A 10767-nucleotide genomic window follows, 5' to 3' on the forward strand; every position below is an offset into this window, starting at 1 on the left:
CCGCCACCGGTGGGCGGGGTGCGCACCGAGGCCTTCCCCGGGTCCGTCACAGAAGTCCGAGGTCGCGTGCCCGGCGCACCGCGTCGTTGCGCCGGTTCACGGCCAGCTTCCGGTACACGCTTTTGAGGTGGGTCTTCACCGTGTTGACCGAGACGTAGAGATCGGCGGCGATCTCCTCCGTGGACATCATCCGGGCCAGCCGCTGAAGGACGTCCCGCTCGCGTCCGCTCAGCTCGACAGCGACCAGAGGCGGGGACCCGGGCTCCGGCCGGAGCAGTTCACCGCCCCGGCGCGGCGGGCCGGGGCTGAGCCAGCCCTGTGCCAGCTCGTGCAGCGGAGCCGAGGCCAGCAGAGGCCGGATCCACGCTCCGGCCCGGAGGAACGGGCGCCGCAGCCGATCGCGACGTGCGTCGAGGAGCGCCCGCGCGACGAGCTTGCGGGCAGTGACCGCGTCTCCTGCCTCCGCTGCGGCCCGGGCCTTGACCAGTGCCGCCCCCACGGTCACCGCAGGGCCGGACCTGCCATCGGTGCGGATGTTGTCGAGCAGGCGCACGGCGGCATCGGTGCGTCCTGCCGCGATCTGGATCGCTGCGGCCTCCACGGCGCATACCCCTTGGTCACCCAAGACGCCTCGGAGCGCCTCGGCCGCGCTGTCCGGCCGCCCGTCGGCGAGATGAGCGGCGGAGGCGACGACGGCCGCGCGACTCGCGACCCAGGGCGAGGCCACGACGGCGGGGACCGCCAGGTTCGTCGCCTCGACGGCGGCGCGCGCCTCTCCTCTGTCCAGGAGCAGCCGGGAAGCGGCGATGGCCCGTGCCGCCGCCGGCACCGGATCGCGTGTTCCCGCAGGTGTCCGGGCAGTTTCCTCCAGGAGGTCCTCGGCCCTACCCAGTTCGTGACGGTCCACGGCCACAGCGGCCAGGACCAGCCGGCCGATACCGGAACCGTACGGCTGGGGCAGGCCGCCCCGCTCCCCCTCGGAGACCGCGGCCAAGGCCCTGCGCTCCGCCCGGCCGGGCCAGCCGTTCAGATAGTCGATCAGAGCGAGGTGCCCCATGGCCTCCTCCCGGGGCAGTGCGGTGGCGGCCCCGCCCGCAGCCGCGGCCGCTTCGGTCAGGGCGGCGCGCGCGTCCTCGTAACGCCCCGCCCACAGACGCGCCGAGCCGAGATGGGTCAGCAGGAGAGCGATCAGTTCGGGGTGCTTGTCCAGCAGACGGGCCGGGATCTCCTGCCGCAGCTCGGAGGCTGCTTCGGCGGCCCTCTCGGCCTGCGGCGTACTACCGGTCAGCCGGGCGGCGAGCGCTTCCAGCAACGCACAGCTCAGCCGCACCTCCGCCAGGTTCGGCGTGTCGTCCGCCAGATGCCCCTCGGCGCGGCGCAAGCGGCCCAGACCGTGATCCAGGTCGTGCCGGGACAGGGCGTGGGCCGCCCGGACGAGGTCTGCCGCCGGGCTTCTCGCTTCGGGCCCCATGCAGGCGAACACATGGGCCGGAGCACCCGAGCGCAGACCCGTGAAGAGCTGGCCGATCGCGAGGTCGTCGACCAGGGCTCCGGCGGCCAGGTCCCAGTCGCCGGCGGCGGCGCCGTGGGCGAGTGTCTCGGACAGAAGCCCGGAACGGCGCAGCCACCGCGCGGCCCGCCTGTGCAGTTCCGGTTCCAGGCCGGGCATGCGCTCGCGCAGGTGGGCCCGGAGGATCTCCCGGAAGAGCGGATGGAGCCGGTACCAGGAGTGACCGAGCCGCTCGACGAACGCGTTCTCGCGGTGCAGCCCGGCAAGGATGGGTTCGGCGTCGGTCCGCAAGGTCAGCGCGTCGGCCAGCTCGGGGCGGAAACGCTCCAGGACGCTGACGCGCAGCAGGAGGTCCTGCGTCTCGTCCGTTCGACCCCGCAGGACCTCAGCCAGCAGGAAATCCGCGACCGCGCCGTGGTCCGCCTCGAACTCCTTCAGATAGAGCTCCGGGTCGGCGCTCTCGCACGCGGCCAGGGCGGACAGGCGCAGTCCGGCGGCCCAGCCCCGCGTGCGCTCCACGAGGGCACGTACGGCGTCAAGCGGAAGGACCAGACCGTGCAGTTCCAGCAACGTGACGGCCTCCGCCGGAGTGAAGGCCAGCTCGGCGCCACGGATCTCCGTGAGCTCCCCGGCCGCCCGGTAGCGGTGCAGAGGCAGCAGAGGCTCGGTGCGGGTGACGAGGACGAGGCGCAGCCCCTGCCCGGCGTGGTGCAGGACGAACTCCAGCTGCTCAGCGACTTCCGGAGCGGTCATCCGGTCGTACTCGTCGAGCACAAGGACCACGGGCCGCTCACGTGCGTTCAACTCGGCGGCGAGTGCTGTCAGCAGCCTGCGGTCCACCCCGTCGGCATCCGCGGGCGCCCAGGCCACTCCGGACGCCGGAGCGCCGCAGGCCCGCAGGGACTCGACGACGTACGCCCAGAAGACCCCGGGACGTCGGTCTCCCGCTTCGCCGGTGAGCCAGGCGACGGGCTGGCGCAGACCGGCGGCCCAGTCGGCGGCCAGCAAGGTCTTTCCCGCCCCGGCTGCGCCGTTGACCAGCGTCAACGGCGTTCGGAGAGCCTGATCGAGATGGTCGAGAAGCCGCTTGCGCCGCAGGAACGTGTCGGGCCGCGAGGGAAGGGCGAACCGGGTGCGCAGGAACGGATCCCCCAGGGGATCGGGGCAGGAACCGGCTGGAACGATCGACACGTGCACTCCTCGTTCGTCCCGGTCGGTCCCGGCAACGACGCTCACCACCCCTGTCAGCCAGGGTCGCGCCACGGGTGGAGTCATCCATCGCCAGCATCCCAGCCTCACGCCCGGTGCGCCCGGTGGCGAAGGTGCTGCAACGGCTCGCGGAATGCGCAGACGGTCGGCCGGCCACTCGCTCACGCTGCCGTAGCCGTCAGGGGCCCGGCGGCGCGGACGCCCCGATGGGCTCGGCCGACATACTCATTGTCTCCTTGGCGTCGGAGCCCTCAGGCAGGCGCCGGCCCGCGAGCGTTCAGAACGTGATGGTGCGCGAGGGCGTTCCGCCTGGGATGCCGGACCGGAGCCCTGCGGTGAGTACCGCACTTCACTCCCATGGACCCGGGCGGCGTACGGTCACCGCCGGTCGCCCTCCGGCTCGGACGCCGGAAGCCGGCCGGCGCGTACCGCCTCGACCAGCGCCTGGTGGTCCCGCTCGTTCCGGTCTGCATACGCCTCGGCGAACTCGTCGAGCGCACGGTCGAACGCCTCGCCGCGGCCCAGATACGCGGCGATGGCAATGCGGTCGCCGGATCTCGCGTGGGCGCGGGCCAGCGTGGAGCCGCAGACCTCGCCGTACGTCCTCAGGCCGGCCGGCGTCATCGACTCCGGCTGGAGGCCGCCCTTCCAGTCGCGCAACTGGCGTACGTAGAAGTCGCGGCGCCGCCCGTCCATCCCCTCCGCCCGTTGCCAGCCGAGGAAGATGTCGCTCGTGGCCTGCATCAGCCGCTGCCCCGCGACCACCCGCTCGCCCTGGTTCCGGTATCTGGCGGGGCCGGCGTACGGGGCGAGCACCGACGGACCGGCCTCCTTGGCCTGCAGGAAGAGCGGGTCCCGGCCGTCCCTGCCGGTCAGAAGGATGATCCAGCACCGGGTGCCGACGCTGCCCACCCCGACCACCTTGCGGGCGACGTCCACGAGCCGGAAGTCGCCGAGCAGGGCACGCCGGTCCGACGAGAGACTCCGGCCGTAGTCCTTGATCAGCCTGCCCAGCCGTTCCTCCAGCGCGTCGCGCTCGACCTCGGGCAGCAGATCCGCGACGGGCACGATCAGCGGCGGGTCCGCGACGATCCGGACCCGCCCGCCCACCACCTCGGTGAGCTTGTCGAAGGCCTGCAGGCTGTCCCGGGTACAGGCCCTGGCCATGGCCCGGTCCAGGTTCCTGCGGCCGCGCGTCGCCAACTCCCGGACCGCCACGGCCTGCAGGCGGTCCGCGTCGGTCCTCGCGTACCAGACGCCGAGGTTGGTCATGCCCGCGAACCGGATCATCGACTCGCGGTACGCGCGCACCGTCGCCGGCACGATGCCGGAGCGCTCCCGGTCCGTGAAGCCGTTCGCCCGTCCGGCGACGGCGAGACTGGCCGCCAGCCGCTTGACGTCCCACTCCCACGGACCGGGCAGCGTTTCGTCGAAGTCGTTGATGTCGAAGAGCAGTTGCCGTTCCGGGGAGGCGAGCAGACCGAAGTTCGACAGATGGGCGTCCCCGCACAGTTGGGCCCTGATCCCGGAGTCCGCTGTGGTGGCCAGGTCGGCGGCCATGATCGCGGCGGCGCCCCGGTAGAAACGGAACGGCGACTCGGCCATCCGGCTGTAGCGGATCGGGACGAGCTCGGGAATCCGGTTCGCGGACTGGGCTTCGAGCACGTCCAGCGGGTCCGGCCGGCCGGACGACGGTGCGAACCCGGCGTGGCTCGACCGGGGCGCGCCACGGCGGGCGGCCTTCCCACGGGCCGCGCGTTCGCCGGGTGTCAGGTCCGGTGCGGCACGGAGCGTCGACGCGCTGGCCTGGCTCATCGAGGACCCTCCTGACCGATTACTCTCCGATCATCGCGGGTCGCCCCGGTTCCGGCATCATCTGGCGGCGCCGTCGCCCGGGGCGGGTCCCGGGGCCTGCCGCCGATCACTTCCGCCTGTCGTCCCAGGGGGCGCCCAGCCAGCTGTCGAAGCTGCGCAGAAGCGCCACCAGAGCCGCGCCCAGCCGCCAGTCGCACCACTGGGCGTGCAGAAGGACCTGGTCGTCCTGGAACTCCAGCGGGGTCTCCTTGCCGGTACGCCAGAAGATGCGGCGCGGCCCGCGCGCGACGTCGCCGCCACCGGCGACGACGCTGCCCACGCCGATGGCCACCTGGACGGGGAACAGCAGCCACCACACGTACCACCAGAAGATCCGGCCCTTGTAGCCGACGGCCTCGGGGCAGCCGGGCTGGGTGACCGTCCACCGTGTCCGCAGACCGCTGCCGGAGAGAGCCTTCTCGCGGACGAACGTTCCGAGGGGCTCGCCCTGCGGGCCGAGCACCCGATACGTCGCCACACCGTCGTCCGCGGACGCGGTGACCAGCGTGGCCAGTCGCGCCTGCCGCTGCGGATCGGCCCACAGGACGAAGGAGCGTGCCCCGCTCTTGCGTGCCTCCAGGTACGCCGGTATGCCGCCCGGCGGCAGTTCGCGCTCCGGATACGCGACGTCCCGGGCCGAATCTCCGGGTGTGTCGGCGTATCTGATGACATGGCCGACCGGATCGACGCCGTCCGGTGCGACGGCCTTCTTCTTGTCCTGGGGGACCGGTTCCAATGTCAGCACGCTGCTCACCCGACGAACTCCTCCGCTGTCTGTCTTCCGGAAGTCGCAGAGTAGACGGCGGACTTGAGAGGATGGGTGCGTGGAGTCCCCTGAACCGTTCCCCGGGACGGACATCGAGCCCCTGCCCGGGACCGGAGGGGCTGCGGGGCGCCGACCGGTCCGTTGCCGGCTGTGCGGCCGCCCGCTCACCGGTGCGGACTCGCGCCGCACCGGGCTGGGTCCCGCCTGCGATGCCAAACTCCACCCTGCCGCACCGGATATCCGCACCCGCCGCCACGACGTCGAACAGGACCCGCTGCCCGGCATCTGAACGGCGGGTCTACGCGCCCAGGCGGCGGAACAACCCCTCCTGCACCACGGACACCAGCAGATTGCCGCCACGGTCGTAGATCCGGCCGCGGGCCAGCCCCCGGCCGCCCGTGGCGATCGGCGACTCCTGGTCGTACAGGAACCACTCGTCGGCCCGGAAAGGCCGGTGGAACCACATCGCGTGGTCCAGCGACGCCATGTCGAAGCCGCGCGGTCCCCACAGCGGCTCCACCGGGATGCGCACGGCGTCGAGCAGCGTCATGTCGCTCGCGTACGTCAGCGCGCAGGTGTGCACGAGCGGATCGTCGCCCAGCGGGCCGACCGCGCGCATCCAGACCGCGCTGCGCGGGTCCGCGTCCTTGATCTCCTCCTGCGTCCAGCGCAGCCGGTCGACGTACCGGATGTCGAACGGCTGGCGCCGCGCCATCCGCTCCAGCGCGTCCGGCAGCGCCCCCAGATGCTCGCGCACCTCCTCGGCCACGGTCGGCAGCTGCTCGGGGTCCGGGACACTCCGGGCGGCCGGCAGCTGATGCTCGAAGCCCGCCGTCTCCGGCCGGTGGAACGACGCCGTCAGATTGAAGATCGTCCGGCCCTGCTGGACGGCGGTGACCCGGCGGGTGGTGAACGACCGCCCGTCCCGCACCCGCTCGACGTCGTAGACGATCGGCACGCCGGGACGGCCGGGCCGCAGGAAGTACGCGTGCAGCGAATGGACCGGCCGGTCACCGTCGGTGGTGCGGCCGGCCGCCACCAGCGCCTGCCCGGCGACCTGGCCTCCGAAGACCCGCTGCAGGGACTCCTGGGGGCTGCGCCCGCGGAAGATGTTGACCTCGATCCGCTCCAGGTCGAGCAGGTCGACCAGGCGCTCGGCGGGGTTCGTCATGCGGTTCGTCTCCACTCTCGCAAAGTTGCCGTCGGCACGGCCGTCGCGTCTACAGCTGGCCGACCGAGGTGACCCGCACGACCGCCCGGCCCTCCTCGTCGGAGGCCGCCAGGTCGATCTCCGCGCTGATGCCCCAGTCGTGGTCGCCGTTCGGGTCGGCGAACGTCTGCCGCACCCGCCATACGCCGTGCGCGGCGTCCTCGTCGATCTTCAGCAGTTTCGGCCCGCGCGCGTCCGGACCGGTGCCCAGGTCCTCGTACTCGTCCCAGTACGCGTCCATCGCCTCGCCCCAGGCGTCCTCGTCCCAGCCCGCGTCGCCGTCCAGCTCGCCGAGCTCGGCGACCTTGTCCAGCGCGGCCAGCTCCACCCGGCGGAACATCGCATTGCGGACCAGCACCCGGAAGGCGCGGGCATTGGCGGTGACCGGTTTGACCTCGTCGGCCCGCTCCTGCGCCTGCTCGGCGGTCTCCACCTCCGGGTTGGCGAGCTGCTCCCACTCGTCGAGAAGACTGGAGTCCACCTGCCGGACCATCTCACCGAGCCAGGCGATCAGATCCTCCAGGTCCTCGGACTTCAGGTCGTCCGGGATGGTGTGCTCAAGAGCCTTGTACGCGCTCGCCAGGTAGCGCAGCACGATTCCCTCGGTGCGGGCCAGCTCGTAGTTCGAGGTGAACTCCGTGAACGTCATGGCGCGTTCGTACATGTCACGGATCACGGACTTCGGCGAGACCGGGTGGTCACCCACCCACGGGTGGCTCCTGCGGTACACGTCGTACGCGTGCCACAGCAGCTCGCTCAGCGGCTTCGGGTACGTCACGTCCTGGAGCCGCTCCATGCGCTCCTCGTACTCGACACCGTCCGCCTTCATCTGGCCGACCGCTTCGCCGCGCGCCTTGTTCTGCTGGGCGGCGAGGATCTGCCGCGGGTCGTCGAGCGTCGACTCGACGACGGAGACCATGTCCAGGGCGTACGACGGCGATTCGGTGTCGAGCAGGTCGAACGCGGCCAGCGCGAACGTGGACAGCGGCTGGCTGAGCGCGAAGTCCTGCTGGAGATCGACGGTGAGCCGCACGATGCGCCCCTCCGCGTCCGGCTTGTCGAGCTGCTCCACGACGCCGCCGTCGAGCAGGGAGCGGTAGATCGCGATGGCCCGGCGGATGTGGCGCAGCTGCGCCCGGCGCGGCTCGTGGTTGTCCTCCAGCAGCCGCCGCATCGCCTCGAAGGCGTTGCCGGGGCGCGCGATCACGGACAGGAGCATCGTGTGCGTGACCCGGAAGCGGGAGGTCAGCGGCTCCGGGTCGGACTGGATCAGCTTGTCGAACGTGGTCTCCGACCAGGCGACGAAGCCCTCGGGGGCCTTCTTGCGGACGACCTTGCGCTTCTTCTTGGGGTCGTCGCCCGCCTTCTTGACGGCCTTCTCGTTCTCGATGACGTGCTCGGGCGCCTGCGCGACGACGAAGCCCGCCGTGTCGAAGCCGGCCCGGCCCGCGCGGCCGGCGATCTGGTGGAACTCACGGGCGCGCAGGGTGCGGACCCGGGTGCCGTCGTACTTGGTGAGCGCCGTGAACAGCACCGTACGGATCGGGACGTTGACGCCGACGCCGAGCGTGTCCGTACCGCAGATCACCTTCAGCAGACCCGCCTGGGCCAGCTTCTCCACCAGCCGCCGGTACTTCGGGAGCATGCCCGCATGGTGCACCCCGATGCCGTGCCGCACGAAGCGGGAGAGGTTCTGGCCGAACTTCGTGGTGAAGCGGAAGTTGCCGATCAGATCGGCGATCTTCTCCTTCTCCTCCTTGGTGCACATGTTGATGCTCATCAGCGACTGCGCCCGCTCGACGGCCGCGGCCTGGGTGAAGTGCACGATGTAGACCGGCGACTGCCGGGTGTCCAGCAGCTCGGTGAGCGTCTCGGTGATCGGGGTGAGCCGGTACTCGTAGCTCAGCGGTACCGGCCGGGTCGCCGAGCGGATCACGGAGGTGGGGCGGCCGGTGCGCCGGGTCAGGTCCTCCTCGAACATCTTGACGTCGCCGAGCGTGGCCGACATCAGAACGAACTGGGCCTGCGGAAGCTCCAGCAGCGGGATCTGCCAGGCCCAGCCGCGGTCCGATTCCGCATAGAAGTGGAACTCGTCCATCACGACCTGGCCGATGTCGGCGTACTTGCCGTCACGCAGCGCGATGGAGGCGAGCACCTCCGCGGTGCAGCAGATCACCGGGGCGTCCGCGTTGACGGAGGCGTCACCGGTGAGCATCCCGACGTTCTCCGTACCGAACAGCTTGCACAGGTCGAAGAACTTCTCCGAGACCAGTGCCTTGATCGGGGCGGTATAGAAGGTGACCTTGTCCTGGGCCAGCGCCGTGAAGTGCGCACCCGCCGCGACCAGGCTCTTTCCGGAGCCGGTGGGGGTGGAAAGGATCACGTTCGCCCCGGAGACCACCTCGATCAGCGCCTCCTCCTGGGCAGGGTAGAGGGTGATGCCCTGGGTCTCGGTCCATGACGAGAAGGCCTCGAAGAGGGCGTCCGGGTCGTCGGTCGGGGGCAGCTGATCGATAAGGGTCACGCCCCCATCTTGCCTGCCTTCCGCCCGGATGAGGGAACCGGGCGACCGCACGAAGATCACGGACGATAGGCTGCCCACTCAACTCGGCCGCACCGCAACGGCGATCGCGACCGGACGGACTCTGGGGGCGGGAAGAACCATGATGGGACCGGCACACTCTCTGTCAGGGGCGGCGGCCTGGCTGGGGGTGGGTGCCGCGGCGGCCGCCGCGGGCCATACGATGCCGTGGCCCGTTCTGGTCGTCGGCGCGCTGATCACCGCGGGCGCCGCCCTGGCACCGGACCTCGATCACAAGTCCGCGACCATCTCGCGCGCCTTCGGACCGGTCTCCCGCGGACTCTGCGAGATCGTCGACAAGCTCTCGCACGCCGTCTACAAGGCGACCCGGGGCCCCGGTGACCCGCGCAGGAACGGCGGTCACCGGACCCTGACGCACACCTGGCTGTGGGCGGTCCTGATCGGCGCCGGGGCCTCCGCCGCGGCGATCACCGGCGGCCGGTGGGCGGTCCTGGCGATCCTCTTCGTCCACCTGGTGCTCGCCGTCGAAGGGCTGCTCTGGCGGGCCGCCCGGATGTCCAGCGACGTGCTGGTGTGGCTGCTCGGCGCGACCGGCGCCTGGATACTTGCGGGCGTCCTGGACAAGCCGGGCAACGGCTCGGACTGGCTCTTCGCGGCCCCCGGCCAGGAGTACCTCTGGCTCGGACTGCCGATCGTCCTCGGCGCCCTCGTCCACGACATCGGCGATGCACTGACGGTGTCCGGCTGCCCGATCCTGTGGCCGATCCCGATGGGCCGCAAGCGCTGGTACGCGGTGGGGCCGCCGAAGGGCATGCGGTTCCGGGCCGGCAGCTGGGTGGAGCTGAAGGTTCTGATGCCGGCGTTCATGGTGCTCGGGGGAGTGGGCGGAGCGGCCGCCCTCAACTTCATCTGAGTGGTCGTGGCCGACGCGGACCCCCGTGGTCCGCGTCGCACGCCGTCCCGCCGCCGGGGAGACCGTGCTCGGCAGCGACCCGACACTCCCACCGGGCGGCAACGGCGCCGATCAGGCCGTCGCCGTTCCCGGGCCCGGCGACGGAGCGATCCACCACCGGCGCCCGCGTCGCATCCGCCCGGAGAGCCGGTACCGTGCAGCCGTGACCGGATCCGCCCAGCGCCCGCTTCTCTTCCTCGATGTCGACGGGCCGCTCATTCCGTTCGGAGCGACGCCGCAGCAGCGCCCGGACGGGTATCCGACGTACCGCACGGGGGCGGCGGCACCCGGGCCGGCCGAGTTGAATCCCCTTCTGAGCAGGATCGATCCCGCGCTCGGGCCTCGGCTGACGGCGCTGGGCTGCGATCTCGTCTGGGCCACGACCTGGATGGACGAGGCGAACGAGTGCATCGCACCGTGGCTCGGCCTGCCGGAGCTGCCTGTGGTGGCCTGGCCGGAGCCGGCGTACGAGGACCCACTCGACTGGTGGGACGGGCTGCAGTGGAAGACGCGCCACCTCGTCGACCGGGCGGCAGGGCGCACCTTCGTCTGGGTCGATGACGAGATCACCGGCACGGACCGGGCGTGGGTGGCCGCTCATCACCCGGGGCCGGCCCTCCTCCATCGCGTCGACCCCGCCCAGGGGCTCACCGACGCGGACTTCGCCGCTCTGGGGGCGTGGCTGCGCGCGAACCGGTGACGGTCCGCGCACCACCTCCGCCTT

8 protein-coding genes are annotated in these 10767 nt (G+C 71.7%); 3 read left to right on the forward strand and 5 right to left on the reverse strand.

The window, feature by feature from the left end; genetic code table 11:
• Positions 1–46 precede the first annotated feature (46 nt).
• The 3 genes from OG878_RS33890 to OG878_RS33900 form a co-directional block, all read right to left on the reverse strand.
• Positions 47–2785 carry a LuxR C-terminal-related transcriptional regulator gene (locus OG878_RS33890; RefSeq protein WP_443049191.1) on the reverse strand — a complete coding sequence of 913 codons (2739 nt, stop codon included), beginning with the start codon at positions 2783–2785 and terminating at the stop codon, positions 47–49.
• 312 nt (positions 2786–3097) lie between these two features.
• The gene (locus OG878_RS33895) at positions 3098–4534 is read right to left on the reverse strand and encodes a DUF2252 domain-containing protein (protein WP_328890298.1); all 1437 of its coding nucleotides are present in this window, start codon (positions 4532–4534) and stop codon (positions 3098–3100) included.
• Between the two features lie 106 nt (positions 4535–4640).
• Positions 4641–5327, reverse strand: coding sequence for a hypothetical protein (locus tag OG878_RS33900; protein ID WP_328890299.1), 687 nt, complete (start codon positions 5325–5327; stop codon positions 4641–4643).
• A 70-nt stretch (positions 5328–5397) separates the two neighbouring features.
• Between OG878_RS33900 and OG878_RS33905 the strand changes: the two genes are divergently transcribed.
• Positions 5398–5628: a DUF6011 domain-containing protein gene (locus tag OG878_RS33905; protein WP_328890300.1), complete on the forward strand. Its 231-nt coding sequence runs from the start codon at positions 5398–5400 to the stop codon at positions 5626–5628.
• A gap of 9 nt (positions 5629–5637) precedes the next feature.
• On the opposite strand, the gene OG878_RS33910 is transcribed toward OG878_RS33905, so the two are convergent.
• Positions 5638–6510 (reverse strand): acyl-CoA thioesterase, encoded by an 873-nt coding sequence (locus tag OG878_RS33910; RefSeq protein WP_328890301.1) that lies wholly within the window; start codon positions 6508–6510, stop codon positions 5638–5640.
• 49 nt (positions 6511–6559) lie between these two features.
• On the reverse strand, positions 6560–9073 hold the full coding sequence (locus OG878_RS33915; protein WP_328890302.1) for a DEAD/DEAH box helicase: 2514 nt from the start codon (positions 9071–9073) through the stop codon (positions 6560–6562).
• Positions 9074–9212: 139 nt separating this feature from the next.
• On the opposite strand from OG878_RS33915, the gene OG878_RS33920 reads away from it, so the two are divergent.
• The gene (locus OG878_RS33920) at positions 9213–10004 is read left to right on the forward strand and encodes a metal-dependent hydrolase (RefSeq protein WP_328890303.1); all 792 of its coding nucleotides are present in this window, start codon (positions 9213–9215) and stop codon (positions 10002–10004) included.
• 202 nt (positions 10005–10206) lie between these two features.
• A complete protein-coding gene (locus tag OG878_RS33925) occupies positions 10207–10743 on the forward strand; it encodes an HAD domain-containing protein (RefSeq protein WP_328891475.1) in 537 nt (178 codons plus the stop codon).
• The last annotated feature ends 24 nt before the right edge of the window (positions 10744–10767 follow it).

The organism is Streptomyces sp. NBC_00316 (assembly GCF_036158715.1).
Classification (GTDB): Bacteria; Actinomycetota; Actinomycetes; order Streptomycetales; family Streptomycetaceae; genus Streptomyces.